At 73.4% G+C, this 20,600-nt stretch carries 19 protein-coding genes and 1 pseudogene; 6 read left to right on the forward strand and 14 right to left on the reverse strand.

Going from position 1 to position 20,600, the window contains the following annotated elements:
* Positions 1-38: 38 nt before the first annotated feature.
* From ACWGPF_RS15990 to ACWGPF_RS16035, 10 genes and pseudogenes are all read right to left on the reverse strand, one after another.
* Positions 39-662 (reverse strand): CYTH domain-containing protein, encoded by a 624-nt coding sequence (locus ACWGPF_RS15990; RefSeq protein ID WP_452333730.1) that lies wholly within the window; start codon positions 660-662, stop codon positions 39-41.
* Positions 652-888 (reverse strand): response regulator, encoded by a 237-nt coding sequence (locus ACWGPF_RS15995; RefSeq protein ID WP_452333731.1) that lies wholly within the window; start codon positions 886-888, stop codon positions 652-654. Before ACWGPF_RS15995 ends, ACWGPF_RS15990 begins: the two co-directional genes overlap by 11 nt.
* Positions 889-893: 5 nt before the next feature.
* Positions 894-1,919, reverse strand: a complete 1,026-nt coding sequence (locus tag ACWGPF_RS16000) for a YihY/virulence factor BrkB family protein (RefSeq protein ID WP_452333732.1) — start codon at positions 1,917-1,919, stop codon at positions 894-896.
* A gap of 49 nt (positions 1,920-1,968) precedes the next feature.
* Positions 1,969-2,433 (reverse strand): prepilin peptidase, encoded by a 465-nt coding sequence (locus tag ACWGPF_RS16005; RefSeq protein WP_452333733.1) that lies wholly within the window; start codon positions 2,431-2,433, stop codon positions 1,969-1,971.
* Between the two features lie 53 nt (positions 2,434-2,486).
* Positions 2,487-2,963 (reverse strand): SsrA-binding protein SmpB, encoded by a 477-nt coding sequence (gene smpB, locus ACWGPF_RS16010; RefSeq protein ID WP_345434661.1) that lies wholly within the window; start codon positions 2,961-2,963, stop codon positions 2,487-2,489.
* Positions 2,964-3,034: 71 nt separating this feature from the next.
* Complete coding sequence (ftsX, locus tag ACWGPF_RS16015; protein WP_452333734.1) at positions 3,035-3,946, reverse strand: permease-like cell division protein FtsX; 912 nt, start codon at positions 3,944-3,946, stop codon at positions 3,035-3,037.
* Positions 3,943-4,971, reverse strand: a complete 1,029-nt coding sequence (gene ftsE, locus ACWGPF_RS16020; RefSeq protein ID WP_452333735.1) for a cell division ATP-binding protein FtsE — start codon at positions 4,969-4,971, stop codon at positions 3,943-3,945. The genes ftsX and ftsE overlap by 4 nt, the downstream gene beginning before the upstream one ends.
* 90 nt (positions 4,972-5,061) lie before the next feature.
* A pseudogene (locus ACWGPF_RS16025) lies at positions 5,062-6,498 on the reverse strand (sugar porter family MFS transporter); the annotation flags it as partial.
* A gap of 31 nt (positions 6,499-6,529) precedes the next feature.
* Entirely contained in the window at positions 6,530-8,146 is a 1,617-nt protein-coding gene (locus ACWGPF_RS16030; protein WP_452333736.1) for an amino acid ABC transporter ATP-binding/permease protein, read from the reverse strand.
* Positions 8,143-9,816: an ATP-binding cassette domain-containing protein gene (locus tag ACWGPF_RS16035; protein WP_452333737.1), complete on the reverse strand. Its 1,674-nt coding sequence runs from the start codon at positions 9,814-9,816 to the stop codon at positions 8,143-8,145. The genes ACWGPF_RS16030 and ACWGPF_RS16035 overlap by 4 nt, the downstream gene beginning before the upstream one ends.
* Positions 9,817-9,870: 54 nt before the next feature.
* On the opposite strand from ACWGPF_RS16035, the gene ACWGPF_RS16040 reads away from it, so the two are divergent.
* Positions 9,871-10,446, forward strand: coding sequence for a TetR/AcrR family transcriptional regulator (locus tag ACWGPF_RS16040; protein WP_452333738.1), 576 nt, complete (start codon positions 9,871-9,873; stop codon positions 10,444-10,446).
* Positions 10,447-10,474: 28 nt separating this feature from the next.
* Positions 10,475-11,557 (forward strand): LOG family protein, encoded by a 1,083-nt coding sequence (locus ACWGPF_RS16045; RefSeq protein WP_452333739.1) that lies wholly within the window; start codon positions 10,475-10,477, stop codon positions 11,555-11,557.
* Positions 11,558-11,563: 6 nt separating this feature from the next.
* Here ACWGPF_RS16045 and ACWGPF_RS16050 read toward each other — a convergent pair whose 3' ends face one another.
* Both ACWGPF_RS16050 and ACWGPF_RS16055 read right to left on the reverse strand, forming a co-directional pair.
* Positions 11,564-12,937, reverse strand: coding sequence for an FtsX-like permease family protein (locus tag ACWGPF_RS16050; RefSeq protein ID WP_452333740.1), 1,374 nt, complete (start codon positions 12,935-12,937; stop codon positions 11,564-11,566).
* Entirely contained in the window at positions 12,934-13,656 is a 723-nt protein-coding gene (locus tag ACWGPF_RS16055) for an ABC transporter ATP-binding protein (RefSeq protein ID WP_452333741.1), read from the reverse strand. The genes ACWGPF_RS16050 and ACWGPF_RS16055 overlap by 4 nt, the downstream gene beginning before the upstream one ends.
* A 162-nt stretch (positions 13,657-13,818) precedes the next feature.
* Between ACWGPF_RS16055 and ACWGPF_RS16060 the strand changes: the two genes are divergently transcribed.
* Complete coding sequence (locus tag ACWGPF_RS16060) at positions 13,819-15,138, forward strand: S1C family serine protease (RefSeq protein WP_452333742.1); 1,320 nt, start codon at positions 13,819-13,821, stop codon at positions 15,136-15,138.
* Positions 15,139-15,176: 38 nt separating this feature from the next.
* Positions 15,177-15,566 carry a DUF1304 domain-containing protein gene (locus ACWGPF_RS16065; protein ID WP_452333743.1) on the forward strand — a complete coding sequence of 130 codons (390 nt, stop codon included), beginning with the start codon at positions 15,177-15,179 and terminating at the stop codon, positions 15,564-15,566.
* Here ACWGPF_RS16065 and pepN read toward each other — a convergent pair.
* Positions 15,559-18,039, reverse strand: a complete 2,481-nt coding sequence (gene pepN / locus ACWGPF_RS16070; RefSeq protein WP_452333744.1) for an aminopeptidase N — start codon at positions 18,037-18,039, stop codon at positions 15,559-15,561. The two genes, ACWGPF_RS16065 and pepN, sit on opposite strands and share 8 nt — an antisense overlap.
* Before the next feature lie 33 nt (positions 18,040-18,072).
* On the opposite strand from pepN, the gene ACWGPF_RS16075 reads away from it, so the two are divergent.
* Positions 18,073-18,519: an acyl-CoA thioesterase gene (locus tag ACWGPF_RS16075; protein WP_452333745.1), complete on the forward strand. Its 447-nt coding sequence runs from the start codon at positions 18,073-18,075 to the stop codon at positions 18,517-18,519.
* A 31-nt stretch (positions 18,520-18,550) separates the two neighbouring features.
* Here the strand turns inward: ACWGPF_RS16075 and ACWGPF_RS16080 are convergent, their stop codons facing one another.
* The gene (locus ACWGPF_RS16080) at positions 18,551-19,387 is read right to left on the reverse strand and encodes an alpha/beta hydrolase (protein ID WP_452333746.1); all 837 of its coding nucleotides are present in this window, start codon (positions 19,385-19,387) and stop codon (positions 18,551-18,553) included.
* A 278-nt stretch (positions 19,388-19,665) separates the two neighbouring features.
* Here ACWGPF_RS16080 and ACWGPF_RS16085 point away from each other — a divergent pair.
* Positions 19,666-20,600 (forward strand): DUF222 domain-containing protein (locus ACWGPF_RS16085; RefSeq protein WP_452333747.1); only part of this gene is annotated, 935 nt, incomplete at its 3' end.

Consider the following 20,600-nt stretch of genomic DNA (forward strand, 5'->3'; position numbering starts at 1 on the left):
CGCCCGGTCCGATCGGACCGGGCGCCCTCCTGCGTCTGTCAGCGGCCGAGCGCGCGGGCGAGCTTCGAGGTGCTCGAGGCGTCTCGGGCGCCGGCGGCGAGGGCGGCGCGCGCCACATCCTCGAAGAACACGTCCGGGTCGGCAGGGGCCGACTCGCCCAGCTCGATCTCCCACTCGTGCCATTCGCGCGCGACACCGGCCCGCAGGTCGGTCGTGCGCACATGGTCGTCGACGAACTCGGCGAGGACACCGCCGTCGGCGTCGAGCAGTTCGTACGCGGTGCGATCGTTCACGATGCGCGCGAGCGGGCGCAGCGGCGCCGTCGTCCATGCCGACACCTCGGCGAGCACCGCCTCGGGCACCTCGTCGCCGCCCTCGCCCAGGGGCCAGCCGAGCTCGACCCTGGCGCCGTCGACGAGCGGACCCTTGATGTGCCAGCCGGCATCCGGGCCGCCCGTGCGGCGCCGCAGCGCGACGCCCGCGCGTCCCAGCGAGAGCGCGTCGTCGTCGAGGTAGAGCGCGTCGAGGTGACGAAGCTCGCCGTCCGTGACGGACGCGACGCCGGCGACACCTGTCCACACCGGGACGGGCGTCCCCGCGTCGACGTCGAACTTCCGCTCGACCTCGACGAAGCGCGACGGCTCCGCCACGTCAGCGGCCATCCGATGGCTCGTCGTCGCCGTCTTCGACGAGCTCGCCCTCCTCCTCGACGAAGAGGAAGGCGGCCTCCGTGGGTCCGTCGCCCTCGCCCGTGTTCCGGGCGTCGCCGGAGCGCTGGTAGACGACCTGCGTCTCCGAGTACGGGACGATGAGGCGGTCGAGGTCGGGGTTCTCGAGCGGCAGGACCTGTCCATCGAGGGGTCCGCCGTGAAGTCGTGCGATGGCCATGCCTCTCACGATAGACGCGCCGACAGCTTCTCGCGCTCCTCCGCCTCGGCCTTGCGCGCCCCCTCGAGAGACGCTACGGCGACGCGGACGTCGCGCTCGGCGGAGCGGACGCGCCGCTGGGCGAACGTCTCCGCGCCGAACCGCTCGCCGACGCGGTCGCCCTCCTCCTCCGTCCGCACGATGACGTACGTGCAGGCGATGAGGATGACCTGCGCCGAGAGGTTGAACCACAGCAGGAGCGCGATGAGCGATCCGAATGAGGCGAGCAGCGGGTTGTTCCCCGCGCCGCCGGCGAAGAGCCCGGACAGCTGCTGCAGGACGGTGAGTCCGAGTCCCCCCAGGAGTCCCCCCGCCCAGAGGGCGCGGGCGGACGCCCTCACCCCCGAGAGCAGACGGAAGACGAGCGCGACGATGACGGCGTCGAGCACGAACGTGACGACGATCGACGCGAGCCGGGTCAGGGCTTCCGCCCACCCGCCTCCTGCGAGCCCGAGCCAGCCGAGGCCCGTCTCGATGAACGCGGACCCGAGGAAGGTGAGCAGCGCCGCGGCGAGGAACAGCACGCCGACGGACAGCGCGAAGAGGAGGTCGCGGAGGACGAGCCAGATGAACAGCGCCTCGTCGTGCGTGGTCCCGGCGATCATCCGGATGGCGGTGCGGAGGTTCCCGACGGCGCTGATCGCCGCCCAGGCGAGCGCGGCGGCGGACACCGCGCTCAGCCACAGGTTCGAGCCGAGCGACGCTCCCAGGGAGCCGGAGTCGATGATGCCGTCGTCTCCGACGAGCCCGGGGATGGCCGTGCCGACGGCGTCGACAAGCGCCTGCCACAGGTCGTCGCGCGAGCTCAACCAGATGGCGGCGATGGAGAAGCCGAGCGCGACGGCCGCGAAGACCGAGAACAGCGCGCGGAACGTGACGGCGGCCGCGAGGAGCCCGCCCTTCTGCTCCGAGAACAGGAGCGCCGCCCTCACGATCCGCAGGCTCAGCACCCAGGCGATCGCGTTCCGTATCCACTTCTCCGCCCCTGACATGCCTGCCACGTTACCGACCGCGGACGGATCGGCCGCAACCCCTTGCGCGTCACGCCGCGAGCAGCCCCGCCCACGCCCCCACGACCATCCACGGGCCGAACGCGATGGCGGTCGCGGGATCGGCGCGACGGGCGGCCAGCAGCACGACCGCCCACGCGCCCCCGAGGAGGAATGCCGCCGCCCCGCCGACGACGAGCGGGGTCCATCCGTGCCAGCCGAGGAAGACGCCGACGAGAAGCGACAGCTTCACGTCGCCCCCGCCGAGCCCGTGCGGCTGCACGGCGCGCAGCAGCGCGTAGAAGGCGCCCAGGGCGATGCCTCCCGCAAGAGCGCGCCAGAACGGCAGCACCTCCCCCGCAGCGAACGCGGCGGCGGCCAGCACGACGACGAGCGCGCCGACCGCGGGCAGCACGATGCGGTTCGGCAGCCGGTGCTCCTGGATGTCGATCCAGATCAGCCACGCGCCGACTCCGAGGAACCCCGGATAGAGGACGGCGGCGACGAGCGGCTGCATGGCGCCACGCTAGGAGCGGGCGCGGGGGTGGCGGGGATGCCTGTGGAGAGGCGTCACTCCCCCATGCGGTTGCGCGTGCGCATGGCGCGCTCGGCCTCGCGCTTGTCCTGCCGTTCGCGGAGCGTCTGGCGCTTGTCGTACTCGCGCTTGCCCTTGCCGACGCCGAGCTCGACCTTCGCCCGGCCGTCGAGGAAGTAGAGCCGCAGGGGGACGAGCGTGTACCCGCCCGCCGACACCTGGTGGCTGAGCTTGATGATCTCCTCGCGGTGGAGGAGCAGCTTGCGCGTGCGCTTGGACGAGTGGTTCGTCCACGTTCCCTGCGAGTACTCGGGGATGTGCACGGCGTCGAGCCATGCCTCGTTCCCGTCGATGTACGCGTAGCCGTCGCTGAGGTTCGCGCGGCCCTGCCGCAGCGACTTCACCTCGGTGCCCGTGAGCACGAGGCCGGCCTCGTACGTCTTCTCGATGGTGTACTCGTGGCGCGCGCGACGATTCGTCGCGACGACCTTCTCTCCCTGTTCGCGGGGCATGCGCTCACCTCCTCGGCTCTCGGGCGCAGCCTTCCACCTTAGCAAGGCGGGAGGCCGCGCGACGCACGGGGCTACGCCCGCAGCCACCGCCGGATGGCGAACCCGGCCGAGAGCGCGGCGAGCACGACGCCGATGACGACGAGCACGGGCACGACGGCCCACGCCTCCGCCGTGCCCACCCACGGGATGGCGTACATCTCGCCGGAGAGGTAGCCGTCGACGCCGAAGTGCACGCCCGCGAGCACGGCGGCGCTCGCGAGGGCCGCGCCGATGAACGCCGCGAAGACGCCCTCCAGCACGAACGGCGTCTGGATGAAGCCGTTCGAGGCCCCCACGAGCCGCATGATCGCGACCTCGCGGCGGCGCGCGTACGCCGACAGGCGGATGGTCGTGGCGATGAGGAGCACGGCGGAGACGAGCATGAGCGCGGCGATGCCGACGGCGATGTAGGTCGCGATCGTCAGGGTCGCGAACAGGGGGTCGAGGTACTCGAGCTGGTCGGTGACCTCCTCCACTCCCTCGCGGCCCGCGAACGCCTCGACGATGACGTCGGACTGGCTCGGGTCCACGAGGTTGATGTGGAACTCGGCGCTCGTCTGCTCGGCCGTGAGCAGGCCCGCGTAGTCCTCGCCCAGGTTCTCCACGATCGAGTCGTAGGCCTCCTCCGGCGTGAGGTACGTGTAGTCCTGGATGAGCGGGGCGAGCGTCGCCCCGTCGAGCTCGGCCTGGACGTCGGCGATCTGCTCCTCGGTGGCCGCGCCGCCCGCGCAGGTGTCGCCCGACGACAGCGGCGAGCACATGTACACGTCGACGAGCGCCCGGTCCTGGAAGTACGCGTTCGTCTTGGCGATCTGCGCCTGCATGAGCACGGCGGCTCCGACGAACGTGAGCGACACGAACGTGACGAGGATGACCGAGACGACCATGGAGGCGTTGCGCCGCAGGCCCTGCAGCGCCTCGCCGAGCACGAGTCCGAACCTCATGACGTGGGACCCACTTCCTCGTCGTCGTCGGCCGATCGGAGCCCGAGCCGGTCGGCCATCCCGAGGGCGTCGACGTCGACGGGCGGGATGGCCGCGTCGACGGGCTCCGACGGGCGGGCCGCAGGTCGGTCGGCCGCGACAGGCGGTTCGGCAGCAGGCTGCTCGGCGGCGGGAGCGGCCACCGCGTCGACCACGTCCTCGACGGCGTCGACCGCCTTCTGCACGGCGGCCTCCGCCTGCGGCTCGCCCGACACCTCGCGCTGCACCTCGAGCACGGCGGTGAGCGCGGCGATGGCCGCGGCCCCCCGCTCGGCCTCCGGCTGCAGGGTGCGGATGACGGAGGTGTCGCCGTAGCCGCCCTGGCGCTCGTCGCGGACGAGCTCGCCCTCGCTCAGCTCGATGACCCTCCGCTGCATCTGGTCCACGAACGTGGCCTCGTGCGTGGCCATCACGACCGTCGTGCCCGTGGCGTTGACCTGCGCGAGGATGCGCATGATGTCGACGGACGTGCCGGGGTCGAGGTTTCCCGTCGGCTCGTCGGCGAGGAGGATCTGCGGCCGGTTCACGAGAGCGCGCGCGATCGCCACGCGCTGCTGCTCGCCGCCGGAGAGCTCGTGCGGCATCCGCCGGCCCATGTCGGCGAGGCCCACGCGGTCGAGCGCCTCGGGCACGGCCTGCTTGATGAACGCGCGCGAGCGCCCGATCACCTGCAGCGTGAAGGCGACGTTCTGCGCCACGGTCTTCGACTGCAGCAGCCGGAAGTCCTGGAAGACCGCGCCGATCTGCCTGCGGAAGTACGGTGTGCGGCGCGTCGTGAGGCTCTTGGTGTCGCGCCCGAGCGCGACGACGCGGCCCGAGGACGGCAGGTCCTCGCGCAGGATGAGGCGGAGGCAGGACGACTTCCCCGAGCCGGAGGCCCCGACGAGGAAGACGAACTCGCCGCGCTGCACCTCGAAGTCGATGTCGCTGAGGGCCGGCTTCGCCGTGCCCTTGTAGCGCTTGGTGACGTGTTCGAACCGGATCATGGCGTACCGAGCCTAAGTCGGCGCGCCGCCCACTCCCCCAGCGACACCCCCGAGTGCGCGGTTGCCAGGCGGTTCGCAGGCCGCGCGCCGCTACCCCATGTCCTCCAGCTCGCGGCCCTTCGTCTCCGGCACCTTCCACAGCACGAAGAACAGCGACAGCAGCGAGAAGAACGCGTAGAACCCGTAGGCGAACGTGAGGCTGATGCCGCTGAAGACGGGGAACGTCGTGGAGATGAAGAAGTTCGCGAGCCACTGCGCCGCGGCGGCGACGGCGAGCGCGCTCGCCCGGATGCGGTTGGGGAACATCTCGCCGAGGAGCACCCACACGACGGGGCCCCACGTCGCGCCGAAGCCGACGACGAAGAGGTTCGCCGCGACGAGGGCGATGATCGACCAGGGCGCGGCGAGCTCGGCGCTCGTCGTGCCGTCGGCGGCCGTGACGAGGTCGGCGAACGAGAACGCGACCGCCATCGTGCCGAGCGCGATCGTCATGAGGACGGAGCCCGCGACGAGCAGGGCTCGCCGGCCGACGCGGTCGACGAGCAGGATGGCGACGATCGTGACGACGATGTTCGTCACGGACGTGATGACGGAGGTCGTGAGGGCGCTCGACTCGTCGAAGCCGACGGAGCGCCAGAGCGTCGTCGAGTAGTAGAAGATGACGTTGATGCCGACGAACTGCTGGAACACCGACAGCAGCAGTCCCACCCACACGATGGGCTTGAGGCCGAGCGCGGGACCGGCGAGGTCCCGCAGCGACTCGCGCTTCTCCGAGTCGAGCGAGTCGCGGATCTGCTGGATGCGCAGGTTGACGTCGGGCTCCCCCGTGAAGTCGAGGAGCACCTGCGACGCCTTGTCGTACTCGCCGCGGCGCACGAGGAAGCGGGGCGACTCGGGGAGCCGCAGCGACATCACGCCGTAGACGACGGCGGGCACGGCCTCCGCGAGGAACATCCACCGCCACGCGTCGACCCCCCACCACAGCACCTCGTTCGCTCCGCCCGACAGGGCCGCGAGCAGCGCGTTGGAGAGCAGCGCGGCGAAGATGCCCAGCACGATGGCGAGCTGCTGCAGCGAGCCGAGCCGTCCCCGGATGCGCGCGGGCGACACCTCGGCGATGTAGGCGGGGGCGATGACCGACGCCGCCCCGACGCCGATGCCGCCCACGACGCGCCAGACGATGAGGTCGACGACCCCGAACGCGAGCCCCGAGCCGATCGACGAGACGAGGAAGAGCGCGGCCGCGACGAGCATGACCGGCACGCGACCCCAGCGGTTCGCGATCGACCCCGCGAACCAGGCGCCCACGACGCAGCCGAGGAGCGCCGACGACACGGCGAAGCCCTTGAGCGCCGCGCCGAGCGCGAAGTCGGCGGCGAGCGCGTCGACGGCGCCGTTGATGACGGCGGTGTCGAAGCCGAACAGGAATCCTCCGAGGGCGGCGGCGACGGCGATGCCGATCACGCGTCCGCTCGCTCTGGTCTGGGGGGTCATCGTTCTCCTCTGCTGAGCGCCGCATCGGCGGCCTCGTGAGCCTCGCCGCGGCGCGTCGTCGGTGTCAAGGTCTTGCGGCGCCGCGCGGGAGGCGCACGACGCGGTCGATCCCGACGAGCGCGTCGGGGCGGTGCGCGACGACGATCGCCGTGAGATCGGCGCGCCGTGCGAGCGCTCGGCGGATCGCCTCCTGGGTGAGCGCGTCCTGAGACGAGGTCGCCTCGTCGAGCACGAGCACGCGGGGCTCCCGTGCGAGCGCACGGGCGAGACTCAGCCGCTGGCGCTGCCCTCCCGACAGCGCGAGGCCCTCGTCGCCGACCCGCGCGGCGAGCCCGTCGGGGTGCGCGCGGACGTCGTCGCCCAGCGCCGCCTCGTCGAGCGCCGCCCACGCCCGCTCCTCCGTGAGCCGCGGATGGCCGAGACGGAGGTTGTCGAGCACGGTGCCGCGCAGCAGGACCGGCCGCTGCGCGACGAGGGCGACGGCGGAGCGCAGCTCGGCGATCGCGACCTCGCGGATGTCCACCCCGCCGAGGAGCACGCGCCCCGCGTCGGGGTCGTGCACCCTCAGCAGCAGCGCCGCGAGCGTCGACTTGCCGCTGCCGCTCTCGCCGACGAGGGCGAGGCGGCCTCCCGCCGGCACCTCGAGCGACAGTCCGTCGAGGACGGCCGCCCCGTCGCCGTAGCGGAACGACGCGCCGTCGACGCGCACGTCGAGGGCGCCGTCGGGGAGCGCGCGCGGCGAGGCCGGGTCGGCGACGAGGGGTCGCCGATCGAGGACGGCGAGGTAGCGGCGTGCGGCGGCGAGCGCGGCGGGGAGGCTCCGGGCGAGCGCCTCCACGGCCGTCAGCGCGGGCGCGGCGCCCACGACCGCCGCGGCGAGGACGAGGTGGGCGGCGACGTCGTCGTCCGCCAGGGCGATGATCGCCACGACGGCGGCGAACGGCCACAGCGTGCCGATGCCGGCGCGGAGCGCCTGCGCGCGCCCCTCGGATCGCAGCGATCGGGAGACGCGGGCCTCCTTCTCGGCGAGCGCGGCCATCCGGGGCTGCTCGGCGCCGAGCGCGCGGATCTCGATGCGGCCGGCGGAATCCTCGGCGACGTGCTGGGCGATGCCCGACCGCTCGCGCAGCAGCGCGCCGGCCGTCGCCGACGACGCGCGCGCGCCGACGAGCGGCGCCAGGGCGCCGCCGAGGAGGAACGCGGCCGCGACGACGGCGCCCTCCGCGGGGCCGACGGCGAACGCCCACACCGCGACGGCGCCGGGGACGAGGACGGCGGCGACGGCGGGGACGAGCGTGTGCGCGAAGAACACCTCCACGCGGTCGATGTCGCGCGTCGCGATCGCCGTGAGGTCGCCCGATCCGTCGCTCAGCTCGCCGGGGGCGAGCGGGACGACGGCGTCGTAGAAGCGCAGGCGCATGCCCGCGAGCAGGTCGAATGCGGCCCTGTGGCCGAGGAACTGCTCGAGGTAGCGCAGGACGCCCTTCGCGGCGGCGAGGGCGACGAGGAGCGCCGCGAACGGCCAGAGCGGCGGCGGCGAGCCCGCGGCGGCGGCGGCGATCGCGGCGGCGGGCACGGCGAGGAGCGCGATGCCCGCGGCGAGACCGGCGATGCGCGCGGCCAGCGACGCGGCGAGCCACGGCCACGCGGGTGCCGCGATCCGGAGGAGGCGGGCGATCATGCGCGCGCCCCCTCGACGGTGCCCGCCGCGAACGCCGCCCGCAGGAACGGGCTGGCGTCGATATCGGCCGGGGTTCCGGAGAACGTCGTGGTGCCGCCTTCGACGACCGTGATCCGGTCGCCCGCGCGCACCTCGTCGAGGCGGTGGGTGATGAGGACGACGCAGCGGTCGCGGGCGATCTCGCGCAGCGTCGCGGCGACGCGCGCGGCGGTGCGGGCATCGAGCTGGGCCGTCGGCTCGTCGGCGACGATCACGCGGCGGTCGGCGAGGAGCGCGCGGGCGATCGCGATGCGCTGCGCCTGACCGCCGGAGACGCCCGCGGCTCCCTCGCCGACTCGCGTGCCGAGCCCTTCGGGGAGCTCGGAGCGGTCGACGCCTGCGCGGGCGAGCGCCGCCACGAGCCGCTCGTCGGATGCGCCGGGTGCGGCGAGGAGGAGGTTGTCGCGGACCGTCCCGGTGAAGAGCACGCTGCGCTGCGGCACGTAGCCGACGACGCCCCGGAGCGCGGCCTCGCGGGCGGGCTCCCCGTCGACGAGGAGCCCGTCGGCGGGGATCAGCCCGGCGAGCGCGAGGCCGAGCGTCGACTTGCCCGACCCTGACGGCCCCGTGACGACGGCCATCCCGTCGGAGAGGTCGAGGTCGGCGCCGACGACGACGTCGCGTCCGCCGCGGTGCACGCGCACGCCCGTCGCGGCGACCGACGCCCCCGCCGTCGCGGATGCGGCCTCGAGGGCATCGGATGCGGTCGCGGCGCGCACGCGCTCGCCCGCGGCGCGGCCGGCGAGGCCGACGTAGAACGAGCGGCCCAGCCGGTCGACGGGCTCCCGGAGCGGCACGGTGAGCAGGAGGAGCGAGAACGCCGCGCCCGCCGTGAGCGCACCGTCCGCCGTGCCCGCGACGGCGAGGACGCCGACGAGCGACAGCATGACGACGCCGAACACCGCATCCGTCACGAGGAGGACGACCTGGTTGCGCCGCAGCAGCCGCATCGCCTCGGCGCGGAGCGCCTCCGCCTGCCGGGCGAGCCCCCGACGGCGCTGCTCCTCGGCCCCGAGCAGCCGGATGGTGCCGAGGGCGCGCACGGTCTCGAGGAACGCGGCGGAGAGGCGCCCGGAGACCATCCGGAACCGGCCGGAGCCCGCACGGAAACGCGCCATGAACCAGGCGATGACGGGCGGGATGAGCGCCGCGCACACGGCCAGCGGCACCGCGATCCCCCAGGACGCGAACGCCCCGATCACGACGATGACGACCACGGGGACGACGATCCCCGCGGCGAACGGCCCCAGGAACGCGGCGCGGTAGTTCGCGAAGCGCTCCACCTCCTCCGTCGCACGCGCCACCCGGTCGCCGGCCGGCGTGTCGTCGTCGAGGGGTGCCGCGAGCTGGGCCCGCACGACGCGGGTGCGCCAGAGCCGCTCCTCCCTCGCCGCCTCCCGCGGCGGCAGGATGGCCTCGATCGCCGCGAGCAGGGCGGCCGCGAGCACCGCGACCGCGGCGACGGCGAGTGCCGCGGCGGGGTCGCCGCCGGCCCGCACGTCGTCGACGGCGGCCCCCGTCGCGAGGGCCGCTGCGGCGAGCGCGAGCGCGCGGACCGCGGCGAGCGCGACGATCGTCCATCCCGCGGGGGTCAGATCGGCGATCGCGGAGCGACGGACGGAGGAGGGCATCGCCCTCCATCCTAGGAACGCGCGGAGGTCCTCGGCTTCGGGCAGACTGGGGTGATGTCCGACGACCCCCGAGCCCTCCGCAGCCGCCAGCGGCTGCAGGACGCGCTGCGCGTCCTCCTCACGCGGGAGGACCTCACCGAGATCGGCGTCGCGGAGCTGTGCCGCGAGGCCGGCGTCCACCGGACGACGTTCTACGGCCACTACACGACAGTGGGCGACGTCGCGGCCGACCTGTACGCGAGCTGGCTCGACGAGGTGGGCACGGTGTCGGCCCTGCCCGGCGAGACCCTCGCGGAGCTCGCGGCGCGGTACGCCGACACGACCGTGACGGTGCTGCGGAGCGTCACGGCGGAGCGCCGCACGCTGCGCGTGCTGCTCGCGTCCGAGCTGTCCCTCAGCTTCCGCCGTCGCCTGCAGGCGCTCTTCGACGAGCGCTGCCTCATCGCCGTGCGGCTCTTCCGCGAGCGGGGGCTCGACGTCGACTTCGACGACGAGCTCGCCGCGGCGTTCGTGTCGGGAGGCATCGTCGGCGCCATCCTGCACTGGGCGGGCGAGGACGACGCCGACGAGGAGGCGTACGCGCGGGCGATCATCTCGCACATGCCGCCGTGGTGGCCGCGCGTCGCGTGACGGCCGCTCCCCGCGCTAGCGTCGGGTCATGAAGCACCGCCGCGGACGGGTCGTTGTCGTCGAATCGCTCGCCGAGTTCGACTCCCGTATCGCGGCGGGGGCTCGACGGCTGCGCGGATGGCGGCTGCTCGGCCTCGATCTGCGCGAGCGGTCGGACGTCCTGCGGGCGTGCGACACGTCGCGCACGACGTTCGCGGGATGCCGCCTCGCCCCCGGCGACGCCGAGGAGCATGCCGCCCGCGGTGCGCTCGTGCTCGGGGACGAGCCGACGGCGCCGGTGGATCCGCACCGCGGCGCCCTCTACACGGCCGGCGAGCTCTACGACGCTCCGCACTGGCGCGACGCCCTCGACGGCCGCGCGTACGCCTGGTCGCAGCGCGACCGCTCCCCCGAGGCCGTGCTCGCGCGCGTGCTGCACGACGCCGGCGTCGACGACGCGCTGGAGGAATGGATCCGCGGCCGGCACGTCGTCGGCGTCATGGGCGGGCATGCCCTGCAGCGCGGCGACACGGGATACGCCGACGCCGCGCGGCTCGGTCGGCTGCTCGCGGAGCGGCTCGTCGTCGCGACGGGCGGCGGCCCCGGCGCGATGGAGGCCGCGAACCTCGGGGCGCGGCTCTCTGCGCGGCCGCCCGGAGCGCTCGACGACGCCCTCGCGACGCTCGCGGCCCATCCGTCGTTCCACCCGTCCGTCGACGCCTGGGCCGACGCCGCCCGCGCCGTCCTCGTCGACGACCCCGATCCCGTCGCGACGCTCGGCGTGCCGACGTGGCACTACGGTCACGAGCCGCCCAACCTCTTCGCGACGGCGATCGCGAAGTACTTCCGCAATGCGCTGCGCGAGTCGGTCCTCCTGCAGGTGTGCGACCGCGGCATCGTCTTCCTCCCCGGCGCGGGCGGCACCGTGCAGGAGATCTTCCAGGACGCGTGCGAGAACTTCTACGCGTCCGGAGACGCCGTCGCCGAGATGGTGCTCGTCGGCCGCGTGTACTGGACGGAGACCTACCCCGCCTGGCCGCTGCTGCGCGCTCTCGCCGCCGGCCGCCCCATGGAGCGCCACGTGCACCTCGTCGACACGGTCGACGAGGCGGCGGCGGTCGCCCTCGGCTGAACGGGGTCAGACGGCCCGCTCGGGGGTCGCGAGCACGTGCGTCACGATGGGGCGCGTCGCGCGCAGCGCGAGGAGGACGAGCAGGATGCCGCCGGCGAAGCACACGAGCACGACGAGGATCGACACGGGCTCGAACAGCACGGCCGCCCCGAGGAGGGGCAGCACGAGGACGCCCGCGACGACCGCCGACACGACCACCGTGAACAGCAGCGGGCCGAGCGTCGCGCGCGTCCGCGCCGACTCCGCCACCGCGCGCGGCATGCCGAGCCGGTCGAGGGAGACGTGGAGCTCGCGGCGATCGAGGATGGCGGCGGCCTGGTTCACGCCCACCGAGCAGGCGACCATGGCGAACGACACGACGAGCGTGATGAGGATGCCCGTGCGGATGTCCGCCATGAGCACGTCCTCCTCGCCTCCCGCCGACGCGAAGGCCATCCCCGCGCCGCCCACGACGGCGACGAACGTCGTCATGGCGACCCCGCCCACCTGCCGCCACGCGGCCTGCGGCGACTCCAGGACGGTGCGGGCGGCGATGAGCTGCGCGGCGGTGGATGCGCGCTTCACCCGGGATCGCGCGTGGACCGCGATCGCCCACGGTCCGACGACCCCCAGCACGGCGACGCCCGCCGCGAAGCACCCCGCGAGGGCGACCACGACGACCGCGAAGCCGGGCAGCGCGCCGAGCGCGCCGAGGACGCCGGCGGCCCCGCCGACGACGACGAGCGCGACGACCGCCCGCAGCCAGTGCGGGCGCGGCGCCTCCTGCCGGGCGCGCACCCCGAGCGGTGTGACGACGACGCGTCGCAGGCCCACGACCGCGCTCAGCGCGGCGACGAGCGCGATCGCCGCGACGACCACGAGCAGCGGTCCCGCCCCCACCCACAGCGACGCGGCGCCGATGGGCGCGCCCGCGAACGACACGAGCCCCACGACGGGCATGAGCAGGAGGTAGAGGCCGATGCCGGCGACCGCGCCGACGAGGCCGACGGCGAGCTGCTCGAGCGCCGTCATGCCCGTCACGAGCGCGGGCGTGGCGCCCAGCAGCCGCAGGGTCGCCAGGCGGTCGTCGCGGCGCCGCGCGGACAGCCGCGCGGCCGCGCCGCCCAGGGACAGCAGCGGGACGGCGAGCAGGGCGAGCGCGACGACGCTGAGCGTCTGGTAGAGCCCCGAGAGGCCCTCGTCGTCCATGGGCATGCGCCAGAACATGAGCACGCCGCCGAGGACGGTGAGGAGCAGCGCCGTCGTGACCGCGAAGGCCACGACGGGCAGGGCGATCGCGGCCCCGCTCTGCGCGCTCGGCCGGGCGAGGTGCCAGGTCAGCCGCAGGAGCGGGGCGCGTCCGGTCGCGCGCGGCGGGGCGGCCGGGGCGACGGCGCTCATCGGCTCGCCCCGTGCGCGGGCACCGCCTGCACGCGGCCGTCCCGCAGGCGGATGGTCCGGGTGCAGCGGGCGGCGACATCGGCGTCGTGCGTGACGACGACGAGCGCGTGTCCCTGCCGCAGGGTCGCATCGAGGAGCGCCGTCATCACCTCGGCCGACGTCGCGGAGTCGAGCGCTCCCGTCGGCTCGTCGGCGAACACGACGCGCGCGCCCGTCACCTGCGCGCGGGCGATCGCGACGCGCTGCGCCTGCCCTCCGGAGAGCTGTCCGATGCGGCGGTCCTCGAGCCCCGAGAGGCCCAGCGCCGCGAGCCACTGCGCGGCGTGCGCCTCGGCGGCCGCGCGCGGATGGCCCGCGAGCAGGAGCGGGAGGGAGGCGTTCTCGAGCGCGGTGAGCTCGGGCAGGAGCAGCCCCTGCTGGAACACGAAGCCGAGCTCCTCGCGTCGCAGCCGGGAGCGCTCCGCCTCGCGGAGGTCGTTCACGAGCCGGGCTCCCGACCGGGTCTGCAGGGTGACGGTGCCGGCGTCGGGGGTGACGATGCCGGCGAGGACGTGCAGGAGCGTCGTCTTGCCCGAGCCGGACGCGCCCATGATCGCGACCGCCTCGCCCCCGCGCACGTCGAGGTCGACGCCCCCGAGGGCGGTCGTCGGGCCGTAGGTCTTCGTGAGCCCGCGCGCGCTGAGCAGGGGCGCGTGCGGGGTGTCGTGTGCGTCGTGCATGCCTCCATGCCATCGCACGGGAGGGCGGCGCCGCATCGGCCGCCCGTCGCGTCCCCCTCATCCTCGCGATGTATCCGACGTCATAGGCGTCTCATAGCCCTCCGATGAGCCGCTCACCGGCGCACCTGATGTCATCGGGCGTACCGACAGAAAGGGACGCCCATGGACGAGCACCTCCACCCCGAGCAGGCCGCGACCGCCTCGACGGCCGTCGCGAAGCGGCCCTGGTATCGGCGACGGATCCCCGTCGCGTGCGCCGCAGGCGCCACCTTGCTCGCGGGCGCGTTCGCCGCCGGCATCCCCGTCGGCGCGGCGACGGCATCTGCGGAGGCGAGCGCGACGACGGCCGCCGCGCAGACCGCGACCGCCCCGACTGAATCGACGCAGGGCGAATCGACGCAGGGTGGATCGACGCAGGGTGGATCGACGCAGACCCCGTGGGGAGGGACCTCCTCGGGCGGAACGGGGACGACCGTTCCGACCATCCCCGACGGATCGGCGGGCGGCGCCTCCGGTTCCGTCGGCTCGGCGAACGCCGAGGCGACGGAGGCCTCCGCCGACGAGTCGACGGGCGTCGTCATCATCGAGACCGTGCTCGGATACCAGGACGGCGAGGCGGCGGGCACGGGGCTCGTGCTGACGAGCGACGGCCTGATCCTCACGAACAACCACGTCGTCGAGGGCTCCACGGAGATCTCCGTCACGATCGCGACCACGGGCGAGACGTACACGGCGACGGTCGTCGGCACCGACGCGGAGGACGACGTCGCCGTCCTGCAGCTCGAGGGCGCATCGGATCTCGCCACCGTCGCGATCGACGACGACGGCGTCTCGGCGGGAGACGCCGTCACGGCGGTGGGCAACGCGGAGGGTGGAGGCGTGCTCATGGCGGCGGACGGCTCCATCACGGCCGTCGACGCGTCCGTGACGACGACCGCGTCGGCGACGACCGACGGCGAGACGCTCGACGGGATGATCGAGATCGCGGCGGATGTCGTCTCCGGCGACTCGGGCGGGGCCGTGCTGGACGCGGAGGGCGAGGTCGTCGGCGTCACGACGGCGGCGTCGAGCGGATCGTCGACGACGATCGCGTACGCCATCCCCGTCGAGGAGGCGCTCGGCATCGTCGACGAGATCCTCGCGGGCGACGAGTCGAACGGGGCGACGATCGGCTACCCCGCCTTCCTCGGCGTGCAGATCGCCGGCGCGACCTCCTCGGCATACGGTCAGAGCGGGCAGACCACGACGACGGCGGGCGCGGCGATCGCGGGCGTCATCGAGGGGACGCCCGCGGCATCCGCCGGGATCGTCGCGGGCGACGTCGTCACGGCCGTCGACGGCGTCGCGGTGGCCGACTCGGAGTCGCTGAGCGAGCTGCTGGCCGGCTACGAGCCGGGCGACGCTGTCACGATCACGTGGACGGACGCGGCCGGTGCTTCGGAGACGGCCGTCGTGACGCTGATCGAGGGACCCGCCGCCTGATCCGCGCCAGGTGCCGGCGGGCGCGAGAGGATGGTCGCATGGTCATCGCAGGTCTCGTGCTCGCCGGCATCGCGGCGCTCGTGCACGTCTTCATCTTCTATCTCGAGTCGCTCGCGTGGACGAGCCCGCGCGCGCTCGCGACGTTCGGGCAGACCCGCGAGGCCGCGGAAGGGCAGAAGGAACTCGCCTTCAATCAGGGCTTCTACAACCTCTTCCTCGCCATCGCGACCGCTCTCGGCATCGTGCTCTTCCTCGCGGGGGCGACGACGGTCGGCGCGACGCTCGTCTTCACGGGCGCCGGGTCGATGGTCGCCGCGAGCCTCGTGCTGCTGCTCTCGAGCCCCGACAAGGCCGGCGCCGCGCTCAAGCAGGGCGTCGTGCCGGCGCTCGGGGTCGCCGCCCTCGCGATCGGGCTCGCGGTCAGCTGAGCTCCGGCTGACGCGCGCGCACCCGCAGGTCGCGCGCAAGGTGGTCGCGCTGCTCGACGACGAGACGGCGCAGCGCACCGGGGGCGTCGGCGTGCGCGGCGAGCCATCCGTCGACCGCGGCGAGATCGTCGCGCTGCGGGAAGAGCCCGCGCACCAGGCGCTGGGCGATCTCGATGCTGCGCTCCGACCACGCTGCCGCGATGCGCGCGAAGTAGTCGTCGTCGAACGGCGCGGCGAGATCGCGGCGGGCGCCCGCGCGGAAGCCCGTGATCGTCGCCGTGAGGTGGTCGTTCGTGAGCGTCGTGTCGCCCCACGCCGACGCCCACGCCGTGGCGCGCACGTCGGCGGCCGGCCGGGCCGCCCTCGCCTGCACGGCCGCCGTCCGGCCCGTGGCCGTCGCGTCGCGCGCCAGCTCGCGGTCGATGTCGCCCTCGTCGGCGTGCCCCGTCGTGACGAGCGCCGTGAGCCACGCCCAGCGCAGCTCGGCGTCGAGGGGCAGCCCGTCGGGCAGCGGCTCCGCGCCGTCGAGGAGGGCGCGGAGATCGTCGGCGCGCGCATCGTCGACCGATGCGGCCGCACCGAGCGCTCGCGCCCAGGCGAGCTGCGCGTCGCTGCCGGGCGCCGCCGCGGCCATCCCCTGCCAGACGGCGTCGAGCCATCCGGAGCGCGCCGCGGTGCGCTCTTCGTCGGCGACGTAATGCCCGACGGCGTAGGCGGCGTTGGCGACTGCGCCCGTGAGCAGGGCGACGTTCCCCTCGGCGGGAGCGTGCCGACGGACGATGCCGATGTAGCGCGTCGCGGCGAGCTCGCCGTCGCGCGTCGCGTTCCAGAGCGCCGACCACACGAGGCCGCGCGCGAGCGGGTCCTCGATGGTCGACAGCGCCTCCTCCGCGGCGTCGATCGAGCGCGCGTCGAGGCGCACCTTCGCGTACGTGAGGTCGCCGTCGTTCGGGAGGAGGAGATCGGCATCGGCGAGCGGGACGGGCGTGCGGGCGTCGACGATGTCGATGTCGACGGCGTCGAGACGGCGGAGCGCCCCCTCCGCGAGGCCGTACCGCCCGATGCGCAGGCGATGCGGCCGCGGGTCGGTCTGGACGACGACAGGGGTCTCGCCTCGCTCGACGGAGATCGTCGACATCCCCGTGGTCTCGAGCCACGCGCGCGACCACGCGCGCACGTCACGGCCCGACGCCGACTCCAGCTCGACGAGCAGGTCGTCGAGGGTCGTGTTGCCGAAGGCATGCGCGGCGAAGTACGTGCGGGCTCCCCGGAAGAACGCGTCCTCGCCGACGAACGCGACGAGCTGCTTGAGCACCGACGCGCCCTTGGCGTACGTGATGCCGTCGAAGTTGAGCTTCGCCGCCTCGAGGTCGGGGATGTCGGCGACGACCGGATGGGTCGTCGGCAGCTGGTCCTGCTGGTACGCCCAGGCCTTGCGGCGGTCGGCGAAGGTGACCCAGGCGTCGCGGAAGCGCGTGACGGCCGCGGCGGCGTGCGTGCCCATGTAGTCGGCGAACGACTCCTTGAGCCAGAGGTCGTCCCACCAGCGCATCGTGACGAGGTCGCCGAACCACATGTGGGCCATCTCGTGGAGGATCGTGTTGGCCCGGCCCTCGCGCTGGGCGGTGGTGGCGGCGCCGCGGAAGACGTAGGCCTCCGTGAAGGTGACGAGGCCGGGGTTCTCCATCGCACCGAGGTTGTACTCGGGGACGAAGACCTGGTCGTAGGCGCCCCACGGGTACGGGGAGGCGAACGCCTCCGTGAAGAAGTCGAGGCCCTGGCGCGTGATCTCGAGGATCTCGTCGGCGTCGAGATGCGGCGCGAGCGATGCGCGGCAGAGGACCCCGAGCTCGACATCGCCCCAGGCGCCGTCGACGCGATGGTAGGGGCCGGCGGCGACGGCGGTGATGTAGCTCGAGATCGGGAGGGTGGGCGCGAAGGCGACGTGCTGCGCCCCCGCGTCCGTCGTCATCGAGACGGCGCGCTGGTTCGAGAGCACGTGCCATCCGGCCGGTGCCGTCACGTCGAACGTGTAGCGCGCCTTCATGTCGGGCTGCTCGAAGCACGCCATGACACGGCGGGAGTCGGCCGGCTCGTACTGCGTGTAGAGGTACGTCTCGCCGTCGACGGGATCGACGAACCGGTGCATGCCCTCGCCGGAGCGGCTGTAGGCGGCGCGCGCGACGACGCGCACGGTGTTGCGCGCGGCGAGGCCCGTGAGGCGGATGCGGGCGCCGTCCCATTCCACGGGCCGCGGAGCGCCGTTCACCTCGACCGACACGACCTCCTCGCCCAGGAAGTCGAGCCACGTCTCCGCCGTCGTGGCGGAGAAGTCGAGCGTGCTCGCGGTGGCGAAGCCCGTCTGCGCGGGGTCGGGCGCGCTCGTGAGGTCGAGCTCGACGCGGATGGTGTCGACGGAGACGGCAGCGGATCGCGCCGCCGTCTCCTCACGGGTGAGGTTGGCGCTGGTCACCGGTCCATGCTGTCACGCGTAGGCTGGCTGTCGATGAGCGCCACCGACACCGACGGCATGAACTTCCACACCCGCAAGTGGGTGCGCCCCGAGGACCTCAATGCGAACGGCACGCTGTTCGGCGGCAGCCTCCTGAAGTGGATCGACGAGGAAGCGGCGATCTACGCCATCATCCAGCTCGGCAACTACCGCGTCGTGACGAAGTTCATCTCGGAGATCAACTTCGAGGCGTCGGCCGTGCAGGGCGACCTCGTGGAGATGGGCCTCATCGCGACGCACTTCGGGCGCACCTCTCTCACGATGCGGGCCGTCGTGCGGAACATGATCACGCGCAAGACCATCCTCACGATCGACAAGATCGTGTTCGTCAACCTCGGCGACGACGGCAACCCCACCCCGCACGGCTACGACTCGATCACCTACAAGCGCGATCGGATGCCCACGCAGCACTCCGCCACCGGCGCCATCCGCCTGCCGTAGGCGCGGGCGCGGAAGCGCGGCGACCGCGACGTCACGCCCAGAGCCAGCGAAGGGCATCAGGGAGGAGCACCCCTCCGTGCACGGGGCTGTGCCCTCCGTCGCCGACGACGAGGCGGATGTCGGCGCCCGCCCGGGCGAGCGCGGCGCCCGTTTCGAGGCATTCTGCAAACCAATTGCCGCTCCGGCTGTTCCACCCGATGTCTCGGTGCGCCGCATGCAAGAACACGCGGAACCCGCACCGCGCACCGGCGTCCAAGAGGCGCGGATAGGGATTTCCACCGGGAATCTGCGCGAAGCTCGGGTTGAAGGCGATGACCCGTCCGATCCCGTCAGGACGGGACCACGCAGCCGTGAACGCGCCGTTGCCGCCGCTGCTGCCGCCGCAGATGCCACGAGCGCGAGGATCGGCGGAGATCGGATATCGCGCACCGAGGAGTGGCAGCACCTCCTCGATCAGCAAGGATGCGTACGTGTCATCGAAGGCGTCGTATTCGACGTTGCGATTCTTGCGCTCTGACCGAGAGTCCCTGAACATGCCGGGATCCACGAAGACGCCGATCATGGGCGGGATCTCACCGGAGGCAACGAGGTTGTCGAGGACGACAGCGGCCCGGACATCTCCCTGAGGGTCGAGGTACCACCATCCGTCGTTGAAGAGCATGACGGCCAGTTCCGGGGCGTCGTCGACGCCGACCGGCACGTGTACCCACACGCGCCGGCGCGTTCCGGGGAAGTGCACCGAATCGATGAGGCGCAACTCCTCTGTACGTCCCGCCGGCACGCCATCCCGCGGGAAGGAATCCGGCCCGTACGCGTAGGTCACATCGTGCTGCGAGATCGTCAGCGGTGCGTACGACATCGTCGGCATGTCTCCTGTCTACTCCACCGCTGCTCGACGACGGCGATTCCGCGCCAGGGGCGAACCGCGCTTACAAGTCGCCGTACGGAGCGAGCCGAAACGTCGTGACGGTCCCCGCGGTCGTTTCGTGACCTTTCCGTGACCTCGGCGGGGTGTGGATGGTGTCGTTCAGGTGTTCGAATGTCGGTGGTGCCGCGGATGATGGGTGTATGGCAGGACGGAAGCCGAGGTTCGCGGAGGGGTCGTCGTGGGAGGCGACCCCCGCGGAGGTGCGCACGATCGGGAACGTGCGCGACCTGATCCTGGAGCTGCGTGCGGACCGGGCCCGGCTCGATGGGCTGGAAGCGGGAGCGTTCGCTGCGGCCGCGCGGGTCGCGGAAGCGCAGACGGCGCGGTGCGGGGACGCGTCCGGGTACGGGTTCCCGTGGCGGTCGATCGCCCTGGAGCTCGCGACGGTGCTGCATCTGTCTCCGGGGGAGGTGGAGGCGCGGTTGCGGCAGGATCTTGCCCTGACTGACCGGTTCCCTGTGGTGGCGGAAGCATTGTGTCGTCAGGTGATCACGCGTCGTCAGGCGGACATCATCCGCGAACACGGGGAACGACTCCCCGACGAGGTGGTGGAGGAGTACTCGCGGCGTGCGGTGTCGTATGCGGAGGACGCGACACCGGGGCAGGTGCGGGTGTTCGCGAAGAGCCTCGCGGCGGAACTCGACCCGGCACCCTTGCCTGAACGGCACCGGCGCGCCCTGGACCGGCGAGGCACGAGGGTGCGGGCTCTCGACGACGGCCTGGCGGAGTTCATCCTCACCGACGACGCCGCGAAGATCACCGCCATCCACGACCGCCTCACCACCATCGCCAAACCCATCGCCGCCGAAGAGAAACGACTCGCCGCGGAAGAGAAGAAGCGGGCAGCGGGCGGACCTGTCCGCCGGAACGCGTTCGGGATGCGGGTCACCAGTGACGGCGTCGCGGTCGACGCGAACGGGTACGCCACCCACCCCCACGGCGCCCCCCACCGCCCCGCCGGCCCCGATGCGCATGGCCCCGGTGCGCATGGCCCGCGCAACGGTGACCGGCGGACCATCCGCTCCACCCTCCCGGGATGCGCGATGATGCGGGAGCAGGTCGAGGTGTTCCACGACGGCACCTGGTACCCGCACGACCCCGCCCTCCCGTTGAGGCCTACCGCGGAGCAGGTCGCCGCGGCCGTGGAGCGGGG

Source organism: Microbacterium sp. NPDC055683 (assembly GCF_053617895.1).